The 24,983-nt window shown below is 63.8% G+C and carries 24 protein-coding genes; 14 read left to right on the top strand and 10 right to left on the bottom strand.

Annotated elements, in window-relative coordinates; translation table 11 throughout:
* Positions 1-3 precede the first annotated feature (3 nt).
* On the top strand, positions 4-1,758 hold the full coding sequence (arsA, locus tag H4I97_RS02380; protein ID WP_182306357.1) for an arsenical pump-driving ATPase: 1,755 nt from the start codon (positions 4-6) through the stop codon (positions 1,756-1,758).
* A 20-nt stretch (positions 1,759-1,778) separates the two neighbouring features.
* Here the strand turns inward: arsA and H4I97_RS02375 are convergent, their stop codons facing one another.
* Entirely contained in the window at positions 1,779-2,669 is an 891-nt protein-coding gene (locus tag H4I97_RS02375) for a DMT family transporter (protein ID WP_182306356.1), read from the bottom strand.
* A 197-nt stretch (positions 2,670-2,866) separates the two neighbouring features.
* Here H4I97_RS02375 and H4I97_RS02370 point away from each other — a divergent pair, with 197 nt between their 5' ends.
* From H4I97_RS02370 to H4I97_RS02335, 8 genes are all read left to right on the top strand, one after another.
* Positions 2,867-3,775 (top strand): LysR family transcriptional regulator, encoded by a 909-nt coding sequence (locus tag H4I97_RS02370; RefSeq protein ID WP_182306355.1) that lies wholly within the window; start codon positions 2,867-2,869, stop codon positions 3,773-3,775.
* A 172-nt stretch (positions 3,776-3,947) separates the two neighbouring features.
* Positions 3,948-5,108 (top strand): ABC transporter substrate-binding protein, encoded by a 1,161-nt coding sequence (locus tag H4I97_RS02365; protein WP_182306354.1) that lies wholly within the window; start codon positions 3,948-3,950, stop codon positions 5,106-5,108.
* A gap of 199 nt (positions 5,109-5,307) precedes the next feature.
* The gene (locus H4I97_RS02360; protein WP_182306353.1) at positions 5,308-6,297 is read left to right on the top strand and encodes an ABC transporter ATP-binding protein; all 990 of its coding nucleotides are present in this window, start codon (positions 5,308-5,310) and stop codon (positions 6,295-6,297) included.
* A complete protein-coding gene (locus H4I97_RS02355; RefSeq protein WP_182306352.1) occupies positions 6,294-7,244 on the top strand; it encodes an ABC transporter permease in 951 nt (316 codons plus the stop codon). Before H4I97_RS02360 ends, H4I97_RS02355 begins: the two co-directional genes overlap by 4 nt.
* Positions 7,234-8,046 (top strand): ABC transporter permease, encoded by an 813-nt coding sequence (locus H4I97_RS02350; protein WP_182306351.1) that lies wholly within the window; start codon positions 7,234-7,236, stop codon positions 8,044-8,046. The genes H4I97_RS02355 and H4I97_RS02350 overlap by 11 nt, the downstream gene beginning before the upstream one ends.
* A gap of 28 nt (positions 8,047-8,074) precedes the next feature.
* Positions 8,075-9,499: a gamma-aminobutyraldehyde dehydrogenase gene (locus H4I97_RS02345; RefSeq protein ID WP_182306350.1), complete on the top strand. Its 1,425-nt coding sequence runs from the start codon at positions 8,075-8,077 to the stop codon at positions 9,497-9,499.
* A gap of 241 nt (positions 9,500-9,740) precedes the next feature.
* Positions 9,741-10,058, top strand: coding sequence for an antibiotic biosynthesis monooxygenase family protein (locus H4I97_RS02340; RefSeq protein ID WP_182306349.1), 318 nt, complete (start codon positions 9,741-9,743; stop codon positions 10,056-10,058).
* Between the two features lie 138 nt (positions 10,059-10,196).
* Positions 10,197-10,904 carry an SH3 domain-containing protein gene (locus H4I97_RS02335; protein WP_182306348.1) on the top strand — a complete coding sequence of 236 codons (708 nt, stop codon included), beginning with the start codon at positions 10,197-10,199 and terminating at the stop codon, positions 10,902-10,904.
* A gap of 63 nt (positions 10,905-10,967) precedes the next feature.
* Here H4I97_RS02335 and tal read toward each other — a convergent pair whose 3' ends face one another.
* From tal to H4I97_RS02320, 3 genes are all read right to left on the bottom strand, one after another.
* The gene (gene tal, locus H4I97_RS02330; RefSeq protein WP_182306347.1) at positions 10,968-11,924 is read right to left on the bottom strand and encodes a transaldolase; all 957 of its coding nucleotides are present in this window, start codon (positions 11,922-11,924) and stop codon (positions 10,968-10,970) included.
* A gap of 124 nt (positions 11,925-12,048) precedes the next feature.
* Positions 12,049-12,951: a methylated-DNA--[protein]-cysteine S-methyltransferase gene (locus H4I97_RS02325; protein ID WP_182306346.1), complete on the bottom strand. Its 903-nt coding sequence runs from the start codon at positions 12,949-12,951 to the stop codon at positions 12,049-12,051.
* 69 nt (positions 12,952-13,020) lie between these two features.
* The gene (locus H4I97_RS02320; RefSeq protein WP_182306345.1) at positions 13,021-13,515 is read right to left on the bottom strand and encodes a DUF2244 domain-containing protein; all 495 of its coding nucleotides are present in this window, start codon (positions 13,513-13,515) and stop codon (positions 13,021-13,023) included.
* On the opposite strand from H4I97_RS02320, the gene nth reads away from it, so the two are divergent.
* The gene (gene nth / locus H4I97_RS02315; RefSeq protein WP_182307519.1) at positions 13,514-14,314 is read left to right on the top strand and encodes an endonuclease III; all 801 of its coding nucleotides are present in this window, start codon (positions 13,514-13,516) and stop codon (positions 14,312-14,314) included. The genes H4I97_RS02320 and nth overlap by 2 nt on opposite strands.
* Here nth and H4I97_RS02310 read toward each other — a convergent pair.
* Positions 14,295-14,882, bottom strand: a complete 588-nt coding sequence (locus H4I97_RS02310; protein ID WP_182306344.1) for a TetR/AcrR family transcriptional regulator — start codon at positions 14,880-14,882, stop codon at positions 14,295-14,297. The genes nth and H4I97_RS02310 overlap by 20 nt on opposite strands.
* Positions 14,883-14,962: 80 nt before the next feature.
* Here H4I97_RS02310 and H4I97_RS02305 point away from each other — a divergent pair, with 80 nt between their 5' ends.
* Complete coding sequence (locus tag H4I97_RS02305; protein WP_182306343.1) at positions 14,963-15,388, top strand: VOC family protein; 426 nt, start codon at positions 14,963-14,965, stop codon at positions 15,386-15,388.
* 3 nt (positions 15,389-15,391) lie between these two features.
* Here H4I97_RS02305 and H4I97_RS02300 read toward each other — a convergent pair whose 3' ends face one another.
* The 5 genes from H4I97_RS02300 to H4I97_RS02280 form a co-directional block, all read right to left on the bottom strand.
* Positions 15,392-16,105 carry a sulfate transporter family protein gene (locus H4I97_RS02300; protein ID WP_182306342.1) on the bottom strand — a complete coding sequence of 238 codons (714 nt, stop codon included), beginning with the start codon at positions 16,103-16,105 and terminating at the stop codon, positions 15,392-15,394.
* 98 nt (positions 16,106-16,203) lie between these two features.
* Positions 16,204-16,902: a carbon-nitrogen hydrolase family protein gene (locus tag H4I97_RS02295; RefSeq protein ID WP_244658698.1), complete on the bottom strand. Its 699-nt coding sequence runs from the start codon at positions 16,900-16,902 to the stop codon at positions 16,204-16,206.
* Positions 16,903-17,087: 185 nt separating this feature from the next.
* Positions 17,088-17,747: an exopolysaccharide biosynthesis protein gene (locus tag H4I97_RS02290; RefSeq protein ID WP_182306341.1), complete on the bottom strand. Its 660-nt coding sequence runs from the start codon at positions 17,745-17,747 to the stop codon at positions 17,088-17,090.
* A 116-nt stretch (positions 17,748-17,863) separates the two neighbouring features.
* Positions 17,864-19,705: an ABC transporter ATP-binding protein gene (locus H4I97_RS02285; protein ID WP_182306340.1), complete on the bottom strand. Its 1,842-nt coding sequence runs from the start codon at positions 19,703-19,705 to the stop codon at positions 17,864-17,866.
* Positions 19,706-19,757: 52 nt separating this feature from the next.
* Positions 19,758-20,921: a M20 aminoacylase family protein gene (locus tag H4I97_RS02280; protein WP_182306339.1), complete on the bottom strand. Its 1,164-nt coding sequence runs from the start codon at positions 20,919-20,921 to the stop codon at positions 19,758-19,760.
* A 322-nt stretch (positions 20,922-21,243) separates the two neighbouring features.
* On the opposite strand from H4I97_RS02280, the gene H4I97_RS02275 reads away from it, so the two are divergent.
* The 3 genes from H4I97_RS02275 to H4I97_RS02265 all read left to right on the top strand — a co-directional run bounded on the left by H4I97_RS02275 (position 21,244) and on the right by H4I97_RS02265 (position 24,945).
* Positions 21,244-22,950 (top strand): peptide ABC transporter substrate-binding protein, encoded by a 1,707-nt coding sequence (locus tag H4I97_RS02275; RefSeq protein WP_182306338.1) that lies wholly within the window; start codon positions 21,244-21,246, stop codon positions 22,948-22,950.
* Between the two features lie 80 nt (positions 22,951-23,030).
* Positions 23,031-24,041: an ABC transporter permease gene (locus H4I97_RS02270; RefSeq protein ID WP_182306337.1), complete on the top strand. Its 1,011-nt coding sequence runs from the start codon at positions 23,031-23,033 to the stop codon at positions 24,039-24,041.
* On the top strand, positions 24,034-24,945 hold the full coding sequence (locus H4I97_RS02265) for an ABC transporter permease (RefSeq protein ID WP_182306336.1): 912 nt from the start codon (positions 24,034-24,036) through the stop codon (positions 24,943-24,945). The genes H4I97_RS02270 and H4I97_RS02265 overlap by 8 nt, the downstream gene beginning before the upstream one ends.
* The last annotated feature ends 38 nt before the right edge of the window (positions 24,946-24,983 follow it).

The raw sequence follows: 24,983 nt of genomic DNA, 5'->3' as shown, positions 1-24,983 counted from the left end.
TTCATGTCCCCGTTCAGCGCACTGAAAGACCCCACCCGCTTTCTCTTCTTCACCGGCAAGGGTGGCGTCGGAAAGACGTCGCTCAGCTGCGCGAGCGCCATAGCGCTCGCCGATCGTGGTCTTCGTATCCTCCTCGTCAGTACCGACCCGGCCTCCAACCTCGACGAGATGCTGGGTGTCGGCCTGTCGGACACGCCGACGCCCGTTCCCGGTGTTCCGGGGCTCTCCGCAATGAATATCGATCCGGAGCAGGCGGCCGAGGATTATCGCAAACGCGTCATCGAACAGCTCGGACCGGAGGCCGACAGCAAGGAGGTGTCGACCGTCCGGGAGCAGCTTTCCGGTGCCTGCACGACGGAGATCGCCGCTTTCGACGAGTTCGTCGGCCTGCTCGCCGACGACACCCCCGAATTCGACCACATCATCTTCGACACGGCACCGACGGGGCACACCTTGCGCCTCCTCAGCCTGCCGAAAGCCTGGACCGGCTTCCTGGAAACCAACGAGCGCGGTGCCTCGTGCCTCGGCCCGCATTCCGGGTTGAAGATGCAGGAGGATCGCTTCCGCAGCGCATTTCGTTGCCTCGGCGACCCGGCGCGCACGACGATCGTGCTCGTGACCCGCCCCGACAAGGGCGCGATCCGCGAGGCCGCGCGCACCTCGGACGAACTCGCCGAGCTCGGCCTGTCGAACCAGTTGCTCGCAATCAACGGCCGGTTCCGGGCCGTGGACCCGACTGATCCGGTGGCGACCGCCCTCGTGCGGGAGCAGGACGAAGCGATTGCCGGCATGCCCGCATCGCTCGCGGCCCGCCCGCGCGACGAATTTCCGCTGCTCGGCTTTGACATGGTCGGCATCCCCGCCCTGCGGGCGCTGCTCAACCCGCCTTCCGCAGCGCCGGCACAGGTGGAGGAGGTGTCGAATGCGGCGAGCGACCTGCCGGCGATCGGCAGACTGGTGGATGAAATCGCCGCCGGCGAAAAGGGTCTGGTGATGGTGATGGGCAAGGGCGGCGTCGGCAAGACGACCGTCGCGGCGGCGATTGCCGTCGGGCTGGCGAAGCGCGGCCATGCGGTGCACCTTACGACCACCGATCCGGCCGCCCATCTCTCCTTCGTCGTCGCGGGCGAGATGCCGGGACTCACGGTCGACCGCATCGATCCCGTCGTCGAAACGGAGCGATACATCGAAAAGATCATGACGACGCGCGGACGCGATCTCGACGACGAGGGCAAGGCCCTTCTGCGCGAGGACCTCGCCTCCCCCTGCACCGAGGAGGTCGCCGTCTTTCATGCCTTCTCGCGCGTGGTCGCCGAGGCGCGTAGCGCCTTCGTCGTCATCGATACGGCGCCGACCGGACACACATTGCTGCTGCTCGATGCCACCGGCGCCTATCACAGACAGATGACGCGCCACCTCGATCCCGATGCGCCCGGAAGGGTGGTGACACCGCTGATGCGCCTGCAGGACGAGAACTACACGCACGTGATCCTCGTGACGCTTCCGGAGACGACACCGGTGTCCGAGGCAGCCGCCCTGCAGGGCGACCTGAAGCGCGCCGGCATCGAACCCTACGGTTGGGTGATCAACAAGAGCATGGCCGCGAGCGGAACCCGCGATCCGCTGCTGCGCTCACGCCTGAAGGGCGAGCACGAGCAGGTCGACCGCGTACGGGAGAAGTATGCAAAACGCGTCTACGCTCTCGAATTCCGCCCCGAACCGCCGGTCGGGCTGGAAGAACTCAACAGCCTGAGCTGACACGCTCGGGTTTCGAGGCCTCAGGCCGCTGTCGCGTCCTGCGCGGCTCTGCGGGCGAGCACGTTCTCGCGCCAGACGGTAAAGAGACCGGCACCGACGACGATCACTGATCCGATGATCATGTTCGGCCTCAGCGTCTCGCCGAAGACGCTGACGGCCAGGATCGACCCCAGGACGAGCTGGAGATAGGAGATCGGCTGCACGGCGACGGCAGTGAGATTGTCGTAAGCCTTGATGAGCAGGAAATGCGCCGTGATGCCGGTGAGGCAGAGAAGCAGCATCCACTTCCAGTCGGAGGCGGAGATTTCCGTCCAGAAGAACGGCCCGGCGATCGTCAGGGCCACGGCGCCGACGACGCCGATATAGAAGAAGCTGGTCGTCGGCCCGTCCACCCGGCTGACGAGCCGGGTGCAGAGCCCGTAGAGCGCGCCGATCAGGGCGACGACAAGCGGCAGGGCGACGAGCACGTTGAACCCGGACGTGCTCGGCCCGAGGATCAGGATGACACCGCAGAGCCCGACGACGATCGCCGTCCAGCGCCGCCAGCCGACCTTTTCGCCGAGGATCGGCACGGAGAGCAAAGCGACGATCAGCGGACCGGAGGCGAAGATCGCCTGCGACTGGGCAAGCCCCACCAGCGTGAAGGCGGTAATCGCGATCGGGATTTGCACGGCGAGCAGGACGCCGCGCAGGATCTGCAACCATGGCCGCTGCGTACGGATCGCCGCCGAAAGCCCGCCGCGGCTGCGCACCGCGAGGAGCATGGCGAAGAGCGCAAAGGCCCAGTAGCGGATCATCGCCACCAGAACCGGCGGATAGGCGCTGCCGAGATGCTTGGAAACCCCGTCCTGCACCGAAAAGATCGCGAAGGCGAGCAGCGCAAAGAGGTAGCCGAGAGGGGTGGATTTCATGGAACGACTGACGGGAGAGGCCCGCCGCGCGTCGCGAGGGCGTAGAGAAATCGAAGCATCGATAGTATACGTCTCTTGACGTTTGCAAAGGGCATGTCTGCGCAGGCCTGCCTTGCAGGAGACGCGGAGCAGACAGGCAGGATGTCGCGACGGCTGTGGTGCTTGCTCTCCGGCCGGCACTCGTGTTCTAAACGGCCATGGCCTTCACCCTCCGCCAGTTGCAGTATTTCGTCGCCGTCGCCGAGCAGGGTTCTGTGACGCGGGCGGCGCAGAACCTTTCGATCTCGCAATCCTCGGTCACCGAAGCGATCAAGGAACTGGAAGGCGACCTCGGTGTGGAGCTCTTCGAGCGCCACCCGCGCGGGCTTTCGATCACCCATAACGGTCACCAGTTCCTGCGCCACGCGACGAAGATCCTCTCGACCGTCTCGGATGCCCGCAACGCCTTTTCCGACACGAGGGAAAACAGCGGCGGCACGCTCAATATCGGCGTCACGTCTCTGGTCGCCGGCTATGTGCTCTCCGACCTTTTGGCGCGCTACCGCCGCGCCTGCCCCAATGTCGAGGTGAGTGCGATCGAGGACAACGGTTCCTATCTCGAGCACCTGCTGGTCGGCGGCGAGCTCGACGTCGCCGTCATGGTCATCTCGAACCTGCGCGACCGCCTGGCACTGCAGGCGGAAATCCTCGAAACCTCGCCTTACCGCCTCTGGCTTCCGATGGGCCACCCGCTGGTTTCCGCCGATATCATCTCGGCCGCCGACATCGCCCGCGAACCCCTGATCATGCTGACGGTGGACGAAATCGAGGAGAATACCGGCAAGCTGCTCGCCGCCCTCGGCGCACGCCCGCAGGTCGCCTTCCGCACCCGCTCGGTCGAGGCGGTGCGAAGCCTCGTCGCCACCGGCGCCGGCGTGGCGCTGCTGCCCGACCTCGTCTACCGTCCATGGTCGCTCGAAGGCGACCGAATCGAGAGCCGCGACGTTTCCGGCGCGTTGCCGGTGGTGCAGGTCGGCATGGTCTGGCGCAAGGGCTCCAGCCTGCCGCAGTCAGCCCGCGATTTCGTCGGCATCGCCGAGACGCTCCGAAGCGGCCGGGGACGGTAAGGCTTCGATCCTTGGTGATCTCCTCCTTGTGGGGAGGGGTCCCGGCTCATGCGTTTTCGGAAAAACCGATAACGACTTTCTGATAAATGAATTTGCGAATGCGGCCCTTTCGCGGCACGTTCTCGGCGGGAACAAGGGCCGTGCGAAACGGCCGCGAACCGGGAGAAATCAGATGAAGCAAGTCCTGAAGTCCTGCACTGCCATCGCCGCCATTTTCAGTTTCGCCACCGCCACCCTCGCCCAGGAGCCGCTGAAGGAACTCGGCAAGGGCGAAGGTGCGCTTTCGATCGTCGCCTGGGCCGGCTATATCGAGCGCGGCGAGACCGACAAGAATTACGACTGGGTCACCACGTTCGAGCAGGAGACGGGCTGCAAGGTCACGGTAAAGACTGCCGCCACCTCGGACGAAATGGTCGCGCTGATGAACGAAGGCGGTTTCGACCTCGTCACCGCCTCGGGCGACGCCTCGCTGCGCCTCGTCGCGGGCAAACGCGTCCAGCCGATCAACACCGACCTCATCCCGAGCTGGAAAACCATCGACGAACGCCTGCAGAACGCGCCATGGCACACGGTCGACGGCACCCATTACGGCACGCCCTATGTCTGGGGTCCGAACGTGCTGATGTACAACACCGAGGCCTTCAAGGATCAGCCGCCGAAGAGCTGGAACGTCGTCTTCGAAGAGATGACGCTTCCCGACGGCAAGTCCAACAAGGGCCGCGTGCAGGCCTATGACGGTCCGATCTACATCGCCGATGCCGCCCTTTATTTGATGGCCCACAAGCCGGACCTCGGCATCAAGAACCCCTATGAACTGAACGAAGACCAGTACAAGGCCGCCCTCGACCTGCTGCGCGGCCAGCGTCAGCTCGTCGGCCGCTACTGGCACGACGCGATGATCCAGATCGACGACTTCAAGAACGAAGGCGTGGTCGCGTCCGGCTCCTGGCCCTTCCAGGTGAACCTCACGAAGGCCGAGGGCGCCAAGATCGAATCGACCTTCCCCGAGGAAGGCACGACCGGCTGGGCCGACACCACCATGCTGCATGTCGACAGCGAACACCCGAACTGCGCCTATATGTGGATGGAACACTCGCTCTCGCCGAAGGTACAGGGCGACGTCTCGGCCTGGTTCGGCGCGGTTCCTTCGGTTCCCGCCGCCTGCAAGGGCAACGAACTCCTGACGGACGAAGGCTGCGCCACCAACGGGTTCGATAACTTCGAGAAGATCAGCTTCTGGCGGACCCCGGTCAGCAAATGCGAGAGCCAGGGAGAGTGCGTCCCCTATCACCGCTGGGTGTCCGACTATATCGGCGTCATCGGCGGACGGTGATCCAGCACCAGTGAGGGCCTTGCCCCTCACCCTGACCCTCTCCCCGCAAGCGGGGAGAGGGGACTTGTCCCGAAATGCCGCGGCAAACACGCGGCCATTGAAAAGTCCGCAAGGCCGAGAGATTTCGGCCTTCTCCCCGCAGGCGGGGAGAAGGTGCCGGCAGGCGGATGAGGGGCCATTTCAGCCATCCGGAGTACCCATGACCGCAGCCGTTTCCTTCTCGCAGGTGTCGCGCCATTTCGGCCCGGTGAAAGCCGTCGATGCGGTCGACCTGAAAATCGCGCCGGGCGAGTTCTTCGCCATGCTCGGACCGTCCGGCTCCGGCAAGACGACCTGCCTCAGGCTGATCGCCGGCTTCGAGCAGCCGACCTCCGGCCATATCGAGATCTTCGGCGAAACGGCCGAAGGCGTTCCGCCCTATCGCCGCCAGGTCAACACGGTCTTCCAGGACTACGCGCTCTTTCCGCATCTGAGCATTCTCGACAACGTCGCCTACGGGCTGATGGTCAAGGGCGTCGGAAAGGTGGAGCGTCACCGCCTCGCCGAACAGGCGCTCGAACTCGTAAAGCTCCCCGGCTACGGCGCCCGCAAGCCCGGCCAGCTTTCCGGCGGCCAGCGCCAGCGCGTGGCGCTCGCCCGCGCGCTGGTCAACAAGCCGAAGGTGTTGCTCCTCGACGAGCCGCTCGGCGCGCTCGATCTCAAGCTCCGGGAACAGATGCAGGAGGAGCTTAAAAGCCTGCAGCGCGCGCTCGGCATCACCTTCGTGTTCGTCACTCACGACCAGGGCGAGGCGCTCTCGATGGCCGACCGCGTCGCCGTCTTCAACAACGGCGGCATCGTCCAGGCCGGCTCGCCGCAAGAGATCTACAATCGCCCGCGGACCCGTTTCGTCGCCGATTTCGTCGGCTCCTCCAACGTCATCGCACCGGCCGACATGCAACGCCTCGGCGGCGAGGCCAGATGGGTGAGCCTGAGGCCCGAGGCGATCCGACTGGTTTCCGAAGGCGGCATCGCCGCGACCGTCGTGTCCGAGAGCTTCCTCGGCAGCGCGACCCGCCTCCACCTGCGCACCGGAGAGACTGCCATCAATGTCATGGTGCCGGCCGGCCGGGCCACGCCGAAGCCGGGCGAAGAAACGAGAATCTCGTGGCTCGCCTCCGACCTCCACTATATGGACGGCGAGGCATGAGCGACGTATCGACCGCCTCCATCCTGCCCGGCAGGTCCGGCGTCTTCGGCCATCTCTCCGATGTCTTCTGGCGTCGCCCGGCGCTGCTGCTCGCCGTGATGCTGGTCCCGCCGCTTCTCTGGCTCGGCATCATCTATGTCGGCTCTCTGATTGCGCTGCTTCTGCAAGGTTTCTTCTCGATCGACGATTTTTCCGGCCTGATAAATTATGAGCTGACCCTCTCGACCTATCGTCAGCTCCTGGTGCCGACCAATTTCGACATTATCGTGCGGACGGTCCTGATGGCCGTAGCGGTGACGCTGGCATCGGCCGTGCTCGCCTTCCCCATCGCCTATTATGCCGCGCGCTATGCCACCGGTCGCTGGAAAGCCTTCTTCTATCTCGGCGTCATGCTGCCGCTCTGGTCGAGTTACCTCGTCAAGGTCTATGCCTGGAAGCTGATCCTTGCCAAGGAAGGCATCCTCACCTGGACCTTCGACCGTCTCGGCCTTTCCTGGCTCCTCGACGGCATCCTTTCCCTGCCGGTGATCGGCGGCAACTCGCTGTCGATCAGCTACATCGGCACCTTCCTCGTCTTCGTCTACGTGTGGCTGCCCTTCATGATCCTGCCGGTTCAGGCGGCACTCGAGCGTGTTCCCGGCAACCTCATCGAGGCCTCTTCCGACCTCGGCGCGCATCCCGGCCAGACCTTCCGCAACGTGCTGCTTCCGCTTGCCATGCCCGGCATCGTAGCAGGCTCGATCTTCACCTTCTCGCTCACGCTCGGCGACTACATCATTCCGCAGATCGTCGGCTCCTCGCGCCTCTTCATCGGCCAAGCCGTCTACGCCCAGCAGGGAACGGCCGGCAACGTGCCGCTCGCCGCCGCCTTCTCGGTCGTGCCGATCGCCATCATGGGCGTCTATCTGTGGGCTGCCAAACGCATGGGGGCTTTCGATGCGCTCTGACCGCTCCTCGGCCGGATGGCCGCTCAAGATCGCCGCGGCCGGCGGGCTCCTCTTCCTGCACCTGCCGATCCTCCTGATCTTCGTCTACGCCTTCACCACCGAGGAGAAGAGCTTCCAGTGGCCGCCGCCGGGCTTCACCACCCAGTGGTTTGCCGTCGCCTGGAACCGTCCCGACGTCTGGGAAGCGCTGACACTCTCGGTCAAGGTCGCGAGCATCGCCACGCTGATCGCCCTCGTGCTGGGCACGCTCGCCGCAGCCGCCGTGGCGCGCTCGGCCTTCTTCGGTCGCGAGGCGATCTCGCTTCTCGTCATCCTGCCGATCGCGCTGCCGGGCATCGTCACCGGCATCGCGCTCCGCTCGGCCTTTTCGCTGGCGGAGATCCCCTATTCAATGTGGACGATCATCCTCGGCCACGGCACCTTCTGCATCGTCGTCGTCTACAACAACGCCGTCGCCCGCTTCCGCCGCACCTCGGGATCGCTGATCGAGGCGTCGATGGACCTCGGCGCCGACGGCTTCCAGACCTTCCGCCACGTGGTACTGCCGAACATCGCGACCGCGCTGCTTGCCGGCGGCATGCTCGCCTTCGCGCTCTCGTTCGACGAGGTCATCGTCACCACCTTCACCGGCGGACAGCAGACGACATTGCCGATCTGGATGCTCGAGGAACTCATTCGCCCGCGCCAGCGGCCGGTTACCAACGTCGTCGCCATGCTGGTGGTGATCGTGACCTTCCTGCCGATCCTGGCGGCCTATTATCTCACCCGCGACACCGACCGGATTTCGGGAAGCGGCAAATAACCCGACAAACCAGATGAGGGAGAACGACATGGACACCCAGATGCTGATCGACGGCCGCTTCGAAAAGGGCACGGAGATCGAGGAGAAAATCCTCAATCCGAAGACCGGCGAGACCATTCTGGAGCTTCCCGAGGCTTCACTCGCACAGGTCGACGCCGCCGTCGACGCCGCGGAAAAGGCATTCGACAGCTGGTCGGCGACGACGCCGTCGCAGCGTGCCGCCTACCTGCTCGCGATCGCAGACGCCATCGAGAAGGATGCGTCCGGTTTCGCGGCACTGGAATCCTTGAATTGCGGTAAGCCGATCAATTCCGTGATCAACGATGAAATTCCGGCGATCGTCGACTGCTGGCGCTTCTTCGCAGGCGCCATCCGCTCACTGCATGCGCCCGTCGCCGGAGAATACCTGCCCGGCCACACCTCGATGGTCCGCCGCGATCCGATCGGCGTCGTCGGCTCGATCGCGCCCTGGAACTACCCTCTGATGATGATGGCCTGGAAGCTGGCGCCGGCGATCGCGGGCGGCAACACCGTGGTCTTCAAGCCGTCGGAACAGACGCCGCTGACCGCGCTGAAGATGGCGAAGCTGCTCGCCGAGATCCTGCCGGAGGGCGTGGTCAACGTTGTGCTCGGCCGTGGCGAAAGCGTCGGCAACGCGCTGATCAACAATCCGAAGATCGGCATGGTGTCGATCACCGGCGATATCGCAACCGGCAAGAAGGTGCTGGCGGCTGCAGCGAAGACGGTGAAACGCACCCACCTCGAACTCGGCGGCAAGGCTCCGGTCATCGTCTATGACGACGCCGACCTCGAGGCCGTCGTCGCTGGCATCCGCACCTTCGGCTTCTACAATGCCGGACAGGACTGCACCGCCGCCTGCCGCATCTATGCGAGCGACAAGGTCTACGACCGCTTCGTCGCCGACCTCGCCTCCGCCGTCTCGACGCTGAAGTTCAACCAGGCCGACGACACCGAGAACGAGATCGGGCCGCTGATCTCGAAGCGCCAGCGTGATCGCGTCGAAAGCTTCGTCACCCGTGCGTCCGAGCACAAGCACATGGAGATCGTCACCGGCGGCAAGGTCGCGGGCGAAAAGGGCTTCTTCTATACGCCGACGGTCGTCGCCGGTGCGCTGCAGGACGACGAGATCGTCCGCCGCGAGGTCTTCGGACCCGTTGTCTCGGTCACGCGTTTCTCGGAGACCGACGACGCGATCGCCTGGGCGAACGACAGCGATTACGGCCTTGCCTCCTCCGTGTGGACGAAGGACATTTCGCGCGCCATGAAGACTGCAGCACGGCTCCGCTACGGCTGCACCTGGATCAACACCCACTTCATGCTCTGCAACGAGATGCCCCATGGCGGCCTGAAGCAGTCCGGCTACGGCAAGGACATGTCGGTCTACGCGCTCGAAGACTACACCGCCGTCCGCCACGTGATGATCGCGCACTGAGGTGCAGGGGGCGTCGGGCGAAGCTTGACGCCCCCTGCACCGGCAGGCATGATCGCCTCGTCGAAAAGGACGTTGGCCGGCAGAGGTAACCCCGGCCACTTCTCCTCATGGGAAGCTCCGTGTCGCCATCAGGCGAACCCGCGACAAGCAACCGGCCATGCCAGCCGGGAGGCTTGTCGTGACGCATATGCGCACGCCTCGGCTCCCGTAGGGCATGGCCTCAAATGTCGAGGACAAGCCAATGCCCATCATTCGCGCCAATTCAGGCATTATCACCCAGATCAACGTCTTTACCGTACCCGATGGCGGACAGCAGCCGCTGATCGACCTGCTGACGGAATCTGCCGAGTTCGCCAGCCGAATTCCCGGATGGACGTCCGCGAGCATCCATCGCAGTCTCGACGGCACTCGCGTCGTCAACTACGCGCAGAGCGAGAGCCTCGAGGCGTCGCAGCGCATCATCAACCGCTTGCGCCTAGAGGGCTTTCTCGAACGCAACAAGCAGCTCGGGCAAGCCAACCCGGGGCTTTACGAAGTCGTTTACACGCTGGAGCGTTAGGTACGGCAGTCCGGCCTCGCGCAAGCGGCAAAGTGCCATAGCCATTCCGGTGCGGCCGCGGACTTGCACGCAACTGCGCAATCCGATGGCACGGCGATCCGGCTCATACTATTGTCAGCCAAACCACGGAGACCATGTATGCGCCGCATCATCCCTGCCCTGGCCACAGCCATCTGCCTTCTCCTGCCACCGCCCACGGTCGCCGGAGATGCGTCCGTCACCCGCCCGCTGCCGCCCGGTGGTCACGACCCGCTCATAGTTCCGGTGCAGCAGCCCGGCTACAACGATCCGGACGATCCCTATGTCTGGCACGTCTACGGCCTGCCGCCGGGCGGCCTCCTCGCGATCCGCTCCGGCGCCGGCATGAATTTTCGGGTGATCGCCGAGTTGGCGGAGGGCATGCCGGTCAAGAACCTCGGCTGCCTCGAACAGGAGACCGGCTACTGGTGCCGCATCGCCACCACGGACCGGCCGCGCGTGAGCGGCTGGGTGAACGGCCGCTTCCTCGCCGAGGACTGGGGCTCAAACCCGCCGCCCTATCCGGACGACGGCTATCTGCTGCCGGGCCACCCCTACGACGCCACGGGCCGGCTTCGGTGCCGACTACCGGGTTTCGACGGCTTCGCCTCCTGCGATTACGGCATCGTCCGCAACGGCCCCATGGCGACGATCGAGATCACCGCACCCGACGGTTCGCGCCGCCGCCTCGACTATCGCGCCGGTCGCTTCACCGGCAGCGAGGGGGCCGACATCCGCAGCCGTAAGCAGGGCGGCGACGCCGTCGTCACGGTGGATGGAACCGAGACCTATTACGTCCCCGATGCGGTGGTGATGGGCGACGACTGACGCTCTACAAAAAAGGCGCTCCGTTTCCGGAGCGCCTTGCATTTGTCCGGCAGGATTGCCGTCTTATTCTGCGAGCGCCTTGGCGACCTTCTCGCGCAGGGCGACGAGATCCTTGTAGAAGCTGCGGATGCCCTCGGCGAGCTTTTCGGTTGCCATGGCATCCTCGTTCAACATCCAGCGGAAGGCCTTCTCGTCGAGCGAGATCCGCGGCTCCGGAACGGTCGCCTCGGGAGCGAGCTTACGCTCGAGCGTCCCCTTGTCGGCGTCGAGCTCGTCGAGCAGTGCGGGCGCGATCGTCAGCCGGTCGCAGCCGGCGAGCGCCTCGATTTCGCCTGCATTGCGGAAGGAGGCGCCCATGACCACCGTCTTGATGCCGTTCGCCTTATAGTAATTGTAGATCGAGCGGACCGAGAGAACGCCCGGATCGGTCTCGGCGGTGTAGCTGTCGCCGGTCGACTTCTTGTACCAGTCGAGGATACGGCCGACGAAGGGTGAGATGAGGAAGGCATTGGCCTCGGCGCAGGCGATCGCCTGGGCCTTGGAGAAGAGCAGGGTCAGGTTGCAGTCGATGCCTTCGCTCTGCAGGACTTCCGCCGCGCGGATACCTTCCCAGGTGGAAGCGAGCTTGATCAGCACGCGCTCGCGCTCGATTCCGCGCTCCTTGTAGCCGGAGATGATCTCGTGCGCCTTGGCGATCGAACCCTGCATGTCGAAGGAAAGATCGGCGTCGACCTCGGTGGAGACGCGGCCGGGCACGATCTTCGCAAGCGCAGCACCGACGGCGACGGCCAATCTATCCGCCACGGCCGCGGCCGCGGCTTCGCTGGAACCGCTCTTCGACTTGCCCCAGGCGATCGCCTCCTTGAAGGTATCGTCGAACATGTGGGTGCCGAGCGCCTTCAGGACGATGGTCGGGTTGGTCGTGCAGTCCACCGGTTTCAGGCGGGCCACAGCCTCGATGTCGCCGGTGTCGGCGACGACAGTGGTCATGGAACGAAGCTGCTCGAGTTTGGAAGTCATGATCCTATTCCCTGTTCTATCCGGCTTCCGGAAATGTGCCCGACTATCACCAGCCGAAGATGGCAAAGTCAAGAACGGGGTGGTCACGATTTCAATCGATTTACGGATTGGATTTCCGCCGGCCTCACCCGCTCAGCTGACCGGCCTCCCAGCCAAGCATGGCCCGCTTGCGCGTCAGTCCCCAATGGTAGCCGGTGAGCGCGCCGCCCTTTCCGAGTGCGCGATGGCAGGGTACCACGAAGGAGATCGGATTGCGGCCGACCGCCGCTCCGACGGCGCGGCTCGCCGCCGGCTGGCCGATGTCGCGGGCGATGTCGGAATAGGTCACGGCCTTGCCGAGCGGGATGCGCAACAGGCTCTGCCAGACGCGGAGCTGGAAATCCGAGCCGATCAGCACCACCCTCAGCGGCTGCTCGTCGCTCCAGCGGTCCGGATCAAAGATCCGTGCGGCATAGGGCGCCGTCGCCGCCTGGTCGGCCACATAGCGCGCATTCGGCCAGCGCGACGCCATGTCCTCGAAACAGGCGGCTTCGTTGCCGCGCTCGGCAAAGGCGAGGCCGGAAAGACCTCTGTCCGTCGCCATCACCAGTGCCAGCCCGAAGGGTGAGGGGTGAAAGCCGTAGCGGATCGTCAACCCCTCGCCTTTCTGTTTCCACTCGCCGGGCGACATCGCCTCGTGTGTGACGAAGAGGTCGTGCAGCCGTCCGGGACCGGAAAGCCCGAGCTCGAACGAGGTTTCGAGGATCGGCATCTCTTCCTCGCGCAACAGGCGCTTGGCGTGGTCGAGGGTAACAGCCTGCAGGAAGGCCTTTGGCGAAAGCCCCGCCCAGCGGCTGAAGGTCTTCTGCAACTGCGTCGGTGACTGATTGAGCCGCGCGGCGATCGTCTCCAGCGACGGCTGGTCGCGATAGTCGAGCGTCAGCATCTCGATGACCCGGCGTACCGTCTCATAGTCACCGTTCTCGGGCGTGACATCGACAGGCGCAAGATCACCGGCAGATCGGGAAATCAACTGTGCAATGGTCATGGCGGACTCCTTTTCGGATGACATCACCATATCGGACCGGCGCGAACCACCCGTTTCTTGCTCAACCCGTCAAAGCCTCTGCTTGACTGTTGCCAGCGCCGCATTGAACGCCTTGGCGAAGCTCTCCCGGTCCTCCGGGTTGAGGAACGAGCCGATGTCGGTTCGCCTGCCTTCTCCCGCAACCTGCATCGAGACAATGCCGATCTCGCTGTGCCGGCGGACGAAGAAGCGCGCCCAAGACGGATTGAAGCGGTGCTCGGTCATGCGGCCCGACGGCGTGAACTTCCGGATCGCGAGCGCCGTGCGAGAGACGACGACCTCCTCGCGAGCCCGCCCCGAGCGATAGTTGAGCAGGAATGCACCGTAGAGAAGCAGGAAATCGAGGCCGAAGAAGAAACCGATGGGCCAGGCGCCGGAGACGATGAAAAACACGGCGTGAACCGCACAGACGACACCGGTCAGCACCAGAAGGACACGAAAGCCCTTCCGCCCGAGAGAACGATACGGCGTCAGTTCCGCCGCGAAAATCGCTGGTTCCGTCATGCCCACATTGCCTTCCGTCATGGCGCCCGACTATAGATTGACAATGATTAATCCGAAGAAGAAATCCAGCACCCAAACTTCGCAAAAGTCAAATCGGGTCGGTCCGCGAAGCAAGGTCGCGCCGAGGTCCGCCTATACCAAGGCGGAGCTTCAGGAGATGTTCCGTCGCTTTTCGGTGCAGCGTCCCGAACCGAAGGGCGAGCTTGAACACGTCAATGCCTTTACCCTTGTCGTTGCTGTCGCGCTCTCGGCCCAGGCAACCGATGCCGGCGTGAACAAGGCGACGCGGGCGCTGTTCAAGGTCGCCGACACGCCCCAAAAAATGCTCGACCTCGGTGAGGAGCGGCTGCGCGACTACATCAAGACGATCGGGCTTTATCGCAACAAGGCGAAGAACGTCATCGCCCTTTCGAGGAAGCTGATCGAGGATTTCGGCGGTGAGGTACCGCGCACGCGCGAGGAACTGGTGACCTTGCCCGGCGTCGGACGCAAGACCGCCAATGTCGTCATGTCGATGGCTTTCGGCATCCCGACCATCGCCGTCGACACCCATATCTTCCGCATCGCCAACCGGATCAAGCTTGCGCCCGGAAAGACCCCCGACGAAGTCGAGGAAAGGCTGCTGCGGGTCATCCCGCCGGAATACCTCTTCCACGCCCATCACTGGCTGATCCTGCACGGCCGCTATGTCTGCAAGGCGCGCCGGCCCGAATGCGAGCGCTGCATCATCGCCGACCTCTGCAAGTCGCCGGAAAAGAGCTGCGACGTGCCCGCTCCTCTCATCGAACTGCCGCCGCAGGTCATCGGGGTAGTTGAGTAACCAGCCCTTCGATCAGGCGGATGATCGCCTGCTCATAGGCCTCGCGGCTCTCTCCCGCTGCGATCGCCAGAACCGCGCGGTCGAAGGCGGCGGAGAGCATGCTGGTCAGAGGCTCGAGCCCGGCGAGATCCGAACCGGTTTCGCGAAAATAGGCTTCGAGCCCGTCACGCAGGCTTGCCTCGGCGTGGTCGCGATCGGTCGAGCGCCCGCTTTCCAGTCCCATGATCGCCGGACCGTCGAGCAGCAGCAGCCGGCTCCGGCCCGGTGCGGCCATCGCGTCAAAGTACGCGGTAATGCCGCGGACGAGAGCATCGCGTGCCGATGCAGCCTCACCGGTTGCCGCCGCGATATCGGCCGCCACCCGCTCCGCCTCCCGGTCGATGACGGCGAGAAATAGGTCTCTTTTGTCCGCAAAATGGTGATAGAGGGCGCCGCGCGTCACGCCGGCGGCCGCGACGATGTCGGGTGTCGCAGTCTCGTTGTAGCCGCGCTCCACGAAGAGTTCACGGGCGTGGTCCATCAGGGTTTGCCGTGTGGCTTCGGTGCGATCCTTGTTCGAACGACGCATGCAATCCTCATTTACATACAAACTGTATGTATGTTACAGATACATGCAGATTGTATGTGAAGACCGGAAGGAAGTGAAGCATGCGCAGCACCAGCTATTATCCCGTCATCATGAGCGAACGCCTGGCGGAAACCCGGGACTTCTATTGCCGCCACTTCGCCTTCGAACCGCTCTTCGAAAGCGACTGGTACATCCACCTGCAGTCACGCGAGGACGAGAGAGTGACGCTCGCGATCCTCAAACCCGATCACGAGACGGTGCCCGCCGCTGCCCGAAGGCCCGTGGGCGGCCTCATTCTCAATTTCGAAGTCGATGATCCAGACCGCGTCCATGACGCCTGCCTGAACGCCGGCCTGCCGATCCTCAGGTCGCTGCGTGACGAGGACTTCGGCCAGCGTCACTTCATCACCGCTGACCCGAACGGCGTTCTGATCGACGTCATCAAGCCGATTCCGCCGAGCGCCGAATACGCAGCTCTCTACGCGGAAACCGCGCTGCCGAACTGACCATCACGCCCGGAAAAGGGGATCGCGGGCGCTCAGCAGCTTATGCAGGTGGACCATCATGCCGGCGGCAAAAAGCGGCGTCAGCAGGTTGAGGATCGGCACCGCCAGGAAGGCCGCGATCACCAGCCCACCCATGAACACCGTCCCGCCGTGGCGCGAGCGGAACGCCCGCGCCTCGCTCGGACTGCGGAAGCGCATGGCGGCGAACTCGAAGAATTCACGTCCGAGCAGATAGCCGTTGACGAGGAAGAAGGCGGCGATGTTGACGCCTGGTACGAACAGCAGCACCAGCGCCAGCAGGTTGCCGAAAACGACCACGCCGAAGAATTTCAGCGACGCGACCAGCGCCTCGCCGAGCGGCATGGCCGAGCCGGGCGTATCCTGCGGATAGTCGCGCCGTTCGACCACTTCCGCGACGTCGTCCAGGAAGAGACCGGCGATGATCGCCGTCACGGAGGACAACAGAAGCGCTAGCGCGAGCGCAAGGCCGATGCTGGCAAGCACGCCAAGCACGAAGGTGAGCCAGCCCGCCCAATCCGGCATTCCCGGGAAGAGCGCATCGAACCACGGCAAGACGTAGGCGATGAAGGCGCCGCGAAGGGCAAGCCACAGGCCCACGAGGACGAGAATCGTCAGCCCGAGCACCTTCCAGAACACCGCGCGGGTTTCGGGGGCGAAAAGGTTGCGAAGGGCAAGGCGCGCAGCATCGAAGATCATCCGGGTCTCCTTGAATGGCCGGCACGGCCGGCCGATCGCATGTAGGCGCCCGTCGGTAGGCGCGCAAGGCCGGCTCCCGCCCGGCCGGTCGATCGATTCTAGCCGATACGGTAGAGGTCCGGCCGCCTGTCGGTGAGATACGGATTCTGGCGACGGCATTCGTCATAGGCGGCCGGATCGAGTGTTGCGACCAACAGCGCCTCGTGCGTACCCGCACGGGCAAGCTCGTCACCATCGGGGCCGACGATCACGGAGCGACCGCCATAGGTGAACGTGCCCTCCTCGCCGCAGAGATCGGCATAGACCAGGAACACACCGTTCTCGAAGGCGCGGGTCGGCACCACCATATCCGCGACCCGACGGCTGATCTCGCCGCGCGGAAGTGCCGTCGGCACCAGCACCAGTTCGGCGCCGGCCAATGCCAACGTGCGCACATATTCCGGAAACTCGACGTCGTAGCAGATCAGCATTCCAGTACGAATACCGAAGAGATCGAAGACCTGCGGCATGTCCGCGCCGGGCGTGAATGAGGCACGTTCACCGTCGCCGTAAAGATGGCCTTTCCGGTAGAATTCGCAGCTTCCGTCCGGCCGCGCCAGCACAACGGAATTGTAAACGAAAGATCCGTCGCGCTCGGGAAACCCGGCGCAAATCGCCAACTCGAATTCGACGGCGATGTCGCAGAGCGCGCCGATGATTTCGCCGTCGCGCTCCTCGGCGATTTCCGCAAAGCGCTCCGGCGTCAGCCCGTAGCCGCTCAGCGCGAGCTCGGGCGCAACCAGGAGCACGGCCCCCATGCCGGATGCGGCTTCGGCGGCCTCGGCGATCTTGGCGAGGTTGGCTGCGGCATCCCCGAAACCGGCTGCATCTGGTAAAGCGAAATCAGCATGACATGTCCTGCGCTGGAAAACTGATGCCGGACGATAGGACGAGGCAAGGCAATTTGCAAAGCGCTTCGCGCGCTGGAAAACGCGTCGGAACGTCAGAAAAGCGTCGCCTGGACGAGCAGCAGGAAGCCCTTGACCAGAGCGTAGACCACCCCGGCGACGACGACGCCGGCAATCACCGAAACGACCGCACCGATCAGCACACAGATGCCGTCCCGCTCGAGGATACCGAAGGAAAAGAAGCAGATCGCGATCGCTGGAAGGATGTTGCCGAGGGGAACCGGAAGCGCGAGGACCACCGCAAGCACGAGACACACGAAACCGATCAGGTACTCCGCCGGTGGATAGACGAGAAAGCCGAGCCGCGGCCGCAGCATCCGCTCCGCCTTGGCGAGCCAGGGCGTCACGCGGGTCACGATGCTCGCGAAATCCTGACGCGTCATCGAGCGGTCGGCGATGATCCTCGGCAGCCACGGGTTCTGCCCGAGCATGAGTTGCGCGCAGAGGAAAACGAGCGGCGTGCCGGTGAGCGCAGACGTGCCGGGCGGCGTCGGCACGACGTTCGGCAGCGCGAAGATGAGGATCAGGGCGCCGAAGGCGCGGTCGCCCATCGCCTGGAAGATATCGGCGACGGAAATCCGCGAACGTCTCTCGTCCGCGGCAAGCCCGGAGAGTATCTCTGAGAGCCTGCCACCGTGCCGGCGTGACCTGCCGGTCTCATGAGCCTCCCGCCCGGCCTCCGCTTCGCCTGTCATCGCTACTCCTCAATTGGTCGTGGCACTGATGTAATACCGATCGACCGCGGGACAATGACACGCACCCGATTAAGCGGGCGTGACTGTCGGCACGACCCGCCACTCTGTCCGGCGTCTCATACCTGCACGAGATGGCCGGCGGAAACCTCCCTGTACTGGCGGCGGGGCGGCTCGTAGCCGACCGGCCGGATGGGGCTCTTGATCTCGTCGGTCGAGATCGCGCGCTTGACGCTGCGGCGCGACGGGTCCGGGATCGGCACCGCCGCCATCAGCTTCTTGGTATAGGGATGCTGCGGGTTTTCGAACACCGCCTGACGCGGGCCGATCTCGACGATCTCGCCGAGATACATGACCGCGACGCGATGGCTGACCCGTTCCACCACCGCCATGTCGTGCGAAATGAAGAGATAGGCGAGATTGAAGCTCTGCTGCAGTTCCAGCAGCAGGTTGCAGACCTGCGCCTTGATCGAGACGTCGAGGGCGGAGACCGCCTCGTCGGCGACGATCACCCTCGGATCCAGCATCAGCGTGCGGGCAATGGCGATGCGCTGACGCTGCCCCCCGGAAAACTCGTGCGGATAGCGGCGCATCATGTCGGCATCGAGGCCGACCCGTTTCAGGATGTCGGCTGCCTTCGCGCGCGCCCGCGCTTTCGTGCCAAGACCGTGTTCGATGAATGGCTCCATGACGGCGTCGCCGATCTTCATGCGCGGATCGAGGCTGGCGAAAGGATCCTGGAAGACCATCTGGATCGTGCGCCGCATGTTGCGCAGCGCGCCGCGGTCGAGCCGGATCACGTCGCGCCCGTCGAGTGCGATCGAACCCGCCGTGGGCTCAACGAGCCGAGTGATCGAGCGTCCGGTGGTCGACTTGCCACAGCCCGATTCTCCGACGAGCGACAGGGTCTCTCCCTCACAGAGATCGAAGGAGACGTCCTCGACAGCATGAACGGCTCCCGACTTGCGTCCGAGAAGGCCACTGCGGATGTCGAAACGGGTTGTCAGGTTCTTCACTTCCAGGATCGGGGGTCGCCGGGTCTCGATCGCACGGTCGACTTCCGCCTCGGGCGTCGTCATGACGCCGGATGCGACATCGACGATCGGGAAGCGCATCGGCCGCTCATGCCCCGCCATCGATCCGAGACGCGGCACCGCGGAAAGAAGCGCCCGCGTATAGGGATGACGACCGCGATGGAAGATGTCATCGGTCGGGCCGGTTTCAACGGCATCACCACGGAACATCACGATGGTGCGGTCGGAGACCTCGGCGACCACCCCCATGTCGTGGGTGATGAAGAGGACGGACATACCCTCCTCTTCCTGCAGCACCTTTATGAGATCAAGGATCTGGCCCTGAATCGTCACGTCGAGCGCGGTGGTTGGCTCGTCGGCAATCAGCAACCGCGGCTTCGAGGCGAGCGCCATGGCGATCATCACGCGCTGGCGCATGCCACCGGAAAACTGGTGCGGATAGTCGTCGAAACGGCTCTTGGCGTTGGGGATGCGCACCTTCTCGAGGAGCTGGATCACCTCGCCCCTGGCCGCGGCCGCCGAAACCTGCCTGTGGCAGGTAATCGCCTCGGCGATCTGCTTGCCGATCGGGAAGATCGGATTGAGGCTCGTCATCGGCTCCTGAAAGATCATCGAGATCTCGTTGCCGCGAACCTTGCGCATCTCCTCGCTGCCGAGAGTCAGCAATTCACGCCCGCCGAGCTTGATGCTGCCCTCGATCCTGCTCGTGTATTTCGGCAGAAGACGCATGATCGAAAGCGACGTCACGCTCTTGCCCGACCCGGATTCGCCGACGATCGCCACGGTCTCCCGCGGCGCGATATCGAAGCTCACATTCTTGACGACCGGACGCCAGTCGTCACCGATCCGGAACGAGGTCGTGAGCCCCTGGACCGAGAGGACCGGACCGTCTCCTGCATTTCTCTTGACCGCATTCGGCAACGCCATCCCAAAATTCCTTCCCGCGCAGCGTTTCGACGAACGGATGTTTCCCGCACCCTCAGGCCGCGAGCGCCGTTTCCGCGAGCGTCACCCAGTAACTGATGCCGTAGGGGATCGCCTCATCGTTGAAATCGTAGGAGGAATGATGAAGATTGGCACTGTCGCCGTTGCCGATGAAGACGAAGGAGCCCGGCCGGCTTTCCAGCATGTAGGAAAAGTCCTCGGCGCCCATCAGCGGCGCAAGATCGGTCTCGACGGACTTTACGCCGGCAACCTTGCGCATCACCTCGACGGCAAAATCCGTCTCGCCTTCGTGGTTGAAGGTCACGGGATAGCCGCGGCGGTAGTTGACCTCCGCCCGCGCCCCAAAGGTGAGCGCGATGCCGTTGACGACCTCCGAGAGCCGGCGTTCGGCGTAATCGCGGGTCTCCGGCAACAGCGTCCGGATCGTGCCGGTGAGCTTCACCGTGTTGGGAATGACGTTCGAGGCGTCACCGCCGTGAATCGTGGCGACTGTCACGACCACCGACTTCAGCGGGTCGGTTTCGCGCGAGGCAATCGCCTGCAGGGCGATGATCGCGTGCGCCGAAACCAGCACCGGATCGATCGTCTTGTGCGGTTGGGCCGCATGCCCGCCGCGGCCGTGGATCAGCACCTCGTATTCGTCCGCCGCCGCCATGATCGATCCTTTGCGGGTGGCGAAGTGGCCGAGCGGCAGGCCCGGCGAATTGTGCATCCCGTAGACCTGGCTGATGCCGAAGCGCTCCATCATGCCGTCCTTGACCATCGCGAGACCACCACCACCGCCTTCCTCAGCGGGCTGGAAGATCACCGCGACCGATCCCTTGAAGTTGCGCGTCTCGGCAAGGTGCTTTGCGGCACCGAGCAGCATGGCGGTGTGGCCGTCATGGCCGCAGGCATGCATCTTTCCGGGCGTCAGCGAAGCCCATTCCTTGCCACTGGTTTCCACAATCGGAAGTGCATCCATGTCGGCGCGCAAGCCGACCACCGGCCCATCTCCTTCCCGACCCTTGATGATGCCGACAACCCCCGTCCGGCCGATCCCGGTTTCCACGATATCGCAGCCGAAGGACATCAGTTTGTCGGCCACGAAGGCAGCCGTCTCATGGACGTCGTAGAGGATCTCCGGATGCTGATGAAGATGGCGGCGCCATGCGGCGACCTCCGCCTGCATTTCGCTTGCGCTGTTCAGGACGGGCATGTTGCGACCTCGATTTTTATTGTCGGTTCCCACTCGTTGACGGCCATACTGCGACGGCTGAAAGCGCTTTTGCAAGCTGCAATTTTCCGCCTTGAACGTAAAATAGGCCTATGCTTAGATGGCTCAAATTTTGATCAGGTCCGCATTTTCGGCGACGGATTTGCAGGTGGGCCAACTATACTCGCGAGGGCCTCGAAGTCAAAATTGTCAAACAAGGCCAATTACATACGTATGATGGCTTTGCATCCCGGGCTCCGCTTGTTTCGCCCGTCGGATATTCTGCTCAAGAAAACTCAACGAAAATAAATAAGGGAACAGTGACATGTACAAAGCGCGTATTCTATTGGCAGCGTCAGTAGCCGCGGTCGCCTTGTCCGGCACGCCTGCACTGGCGGAACGCGGCACCGACGGCGAGCTGAAGATCATCTTCTGGCAAGCCATCTCCACTATGAATCCCTACCTCTCCGGCGGCACGAAGGAGGTCTACGGCGCCTCCATGGTGATCGAGCCGCTCGCCCGCTACGACGAGAGCGGCAACCTCGTGCCGATGCTCGCCGCCGAAATTCCGACGGTCGAAAACGGTGGCGTCTCCGCCGACCTGAAGAGCATCACGTGGAAGTTGAAACCCGACCTCAAGTGGTCCGACGGCACCCCGGTCACCGCCGACGACGCGATCTTTACCTGGAAGTACTGCACCGCCCCGGACGGCGGCTGCGCCCAGGCCGCATATTACGAAGGCGTCAGCAATGTCGAGGCCGTCGACGCCTCCACGATCAAGATCTCGTTCTCGGAGCCGAAGCCCTATCCCTACAGCGCCTTCGTCGGCGCCCAGTCGCCGGTCATTCAGGCGGCCCAGTTCAAGGACTGCCTCGGCGCCAAGGCTCCGGAATGCACCTCCGCCAACTTCGGCCCCATCGGCACCGGCCCCTTCGTCGTCAAGGAGTTCAAACCGAACGACGTCGTCTCCTTCGAAGCCAATCCCAACTATCGTGACGCGGCCAAGCCAGCCTTCGCGACGGCGATCATCAAGGGCGGCGGCGACGCCGCATCGGCTGCCCGCGCCGTGCTCGAAACGGGCGAATTCGATTATGCCTGGAACATGCAGGTCGAGCCGGAAGTGCTCGCCCAGATGATGACTGCCGGCAAGGGCAAGATCGAGGTCGCCTTCGGCACCCAGGTCGAACGTATCGACGTCAACCCCTTCGCCGTCGATGCATCGCTCGGCGACAAGCGCTCCACCAAGGAAGCAGGCCCGCACCCGGCCCTCTCGGATCCGGCGGTGCGCAAGGCGCTCTCGCTCGCCATCGACCGCGACATCATCAATGAAGCCGGCTACGGTGACAACGGCAAACCGACCTGCAACATTCTGCCGGCCCCGGACATCTACGTGTCGACGAATGTCGACTGGTGCCTGAAGCAGGATCTCGATGCCGCCAACAAGCTGCTTGACGACGCCGGCTGGGTGAAGGGATCGGACGGTATCCGCGAGAAGAACGGCGTCAAGCTATCCTTCCTCTACCAGACCTCCACCAACTCGGTTCGTCAGGCGACGCAGGCGCTCGTCAAGGATATGTGGGCGCAGATCGGCGTCGCATCGGAACTGCGCAACATCTCGGCGAACGTCTTCTTCGGCGGCGACCCGGCATCTCCGGATACCTTCCAGAAGTTCTATGCCGACGTGCAGATGTACACCAACAACTTCGACGGGACAGACCCCGAGAAGTACATGGCCGGCTGGATGTGCGACAAGATCCCGAGCCCGGCCTCCGGCTGGCAGGGCGAGAACATCGTCCGCTACTGCAATCCGGAATATGACGCCCTCGTCAAGGAACTCGGCAAGACCGGCAAGCTCGAGGAACGCGCCGAGATCGCCAAGAAGCTCAACGACATGCTGAGCAACGACGTCGCCCAGATCCCGCTCATCCACCGCGGCCAGCCTTCGGCAGTCAACGCGACACTGGAAGGCGTCAAGATGAACGCCTGGGACAGCGAACTCTGGAACGTCGCAGACTGGTCTCGCAAGAAGTAAGTGCCGTTGCACCGGGTCCGCGCTCTCCGCGCGGGCCCGGTCTCCGCATTTCGCTTCCGTGACAGTCTGGAGAGTCTCCGATGTTCACCTTCACGCTGCGGCGATTGCTTTTTGCAATCCCGACACTGCTGGTCATCAGTTTCATCATTTTCGCCCTGCTCGATCTCGCACCCAGCGATCCCCTGAGCGACCTGCCGCTGACTATTCCTCCCGAGGTTCGCGAGAGGATCCGCGCCGCCATGGGCGCCGACCAGCCCTTCTTCATCCGTTACCTGCGCTGGCTGCACCAGTTTTTCGTCAATGAGCCGCTGAACATTTTCGAGCAGATGACCGGCATCACTGTCGGCTCGGGTGAGCGCATGCGCGTCCTCTCCTGGGCGACGCGCAGCCCCGTCGTCGATCTGATCGTGCAGAGATTGCCGCAGACCCTCTGGGTCGTCGGCCTTTCTTATCTCTTCGGCGTCATGCTGGCGATCCCGATCGGTGTGGTCTCCGCCTACAAACAGTATTCGATCTTCGACCAGATCGGCACCTTCGTCTCGATGGTCGGCTATTCCGTTCCGACCTTCTTCACCGGCGTGCTGCTGATCGTGATCTTCAGCTCCTACCTGCAGTGGTTCCCGTCGATCTACGACACCAATCTCAGGATCACCGACTGGTCCAGCTTCGTCGCGCAGGTGAAGCAGATGGTGCTGCCGGTCGCCGTTCTCACCCTCTACAACACCTCGCAGATCAGCCGTTTCGTGCGCGCCTCGATGCTCGACAACCTGCACCAGGACTATGTTCGCACCGCTCGTGCGAAAGGCGTGAAGGAAAAGGTCGTCCTGCTCGTCCACGTGCTGCGCAACAGCCTGATCCCGGTGGTCACCGTGATCGCGCTCGGCGTGCCGACGATCTTCTCCGGTGCCATCATCACCGAGCAGATTTTTCGCGTGAACGGCCTCGGGCAGCTGCTGATCACCGCGATCCAGGGCGCCGACATGCCGCTCGTGCAGACGCTGACCTTCATCTTCGCCTTCCTGATCGTCCTGTTCAACCTGATCGCCGACGTGCTCTACGGCCTCCTTGATCCGAGGATCCGCTATGACTGATGCCACCATCGCTGCACCGGCAGTATCTCCCGACGTCGAGAAACGTGGGCTGTGGCGTCAGTTCAGGGCCCATCCCGGCGGCGTCGCCGGGCTTGCGGTCTTCCTGTTCATCGTGGTCGCCGTCTATGCCGGCCCGCTGATCCACACCGTCGAGCCGAACAAGATCGACATCCGGGCAAAGAACCAGGGACCTTCGCTCGCCCATCCCTTCGGCACCGACAATCTCGGTCACGACATGCTGGCCCAGGTGCTGGCCGGCGGGCAGATATCCCTTGCCGTCGGCATCACGGCCATGCTGCTCGCGCTGTTTCTCGGCACGCTCGTCGGAGTCCTCTCGGGATATCTCCGGCGGCTCGACGGCATTCTGATGCGGCTGACGGACCTCTTCCTGGCCCTGCCCCTGCTGCCGCTGCTGCTCGTCATCATCATGCTGTTCCGCGATACACTCCGCGCCGCCTTCGGCCCGGAGACGGGCATCTTCATCCTGATCGTCTTCGTGATCGGCATAACGAGCTGGATGCATACCGCCCGCATCGTCCGCGGCGACGTTCTGGCGGTCAAAAACCAGGAGTTCATCCTGGCCGCCAAGTCGAGTGGCATGCGCGAACACCGGGTGATCCTGAAGCACATCCTGCCGAACGTCATGAGCTCCATCATGGTGTCAGCGACGCTGGGCATCGCCTCGGCGATCATCACGGAATCGGCGCTCTCCTTCCTCGGGCTCGGCTTCCCGTCGGATTTTCCGACCTGGGGACGCCTGCTCTACGACGGCGCCAACTTCCTCCAGCTCACGCCTTCGCGCGTGCTCTGGCCGGGGCTCGCGATCTCGCTCACGGTCCTCAGCGTCAACTTCATCGGCGATGCGATCCGCGACGCGCTCGATCCGCGGACGCTCAAGCGCTGACGGACAAAAACCAAGGCAAAGGGCGCCCCGGCGCCCTT

The organism is Ciceribacter thiooxidans, assembly GCF_014126615.1.
Lineage (GTDB): Bacteria > Pseudomonadota > Alphaproteobacteria > Rhizobiales > Rhizobiaceae > Allorhizobium > Allorhizobium thiooxidans.
The sequence above is the reverse complement of the archived record's forward strand: the minus strand, read 5'-3'. Positions and strand labels throughout refer to the sequence as shown.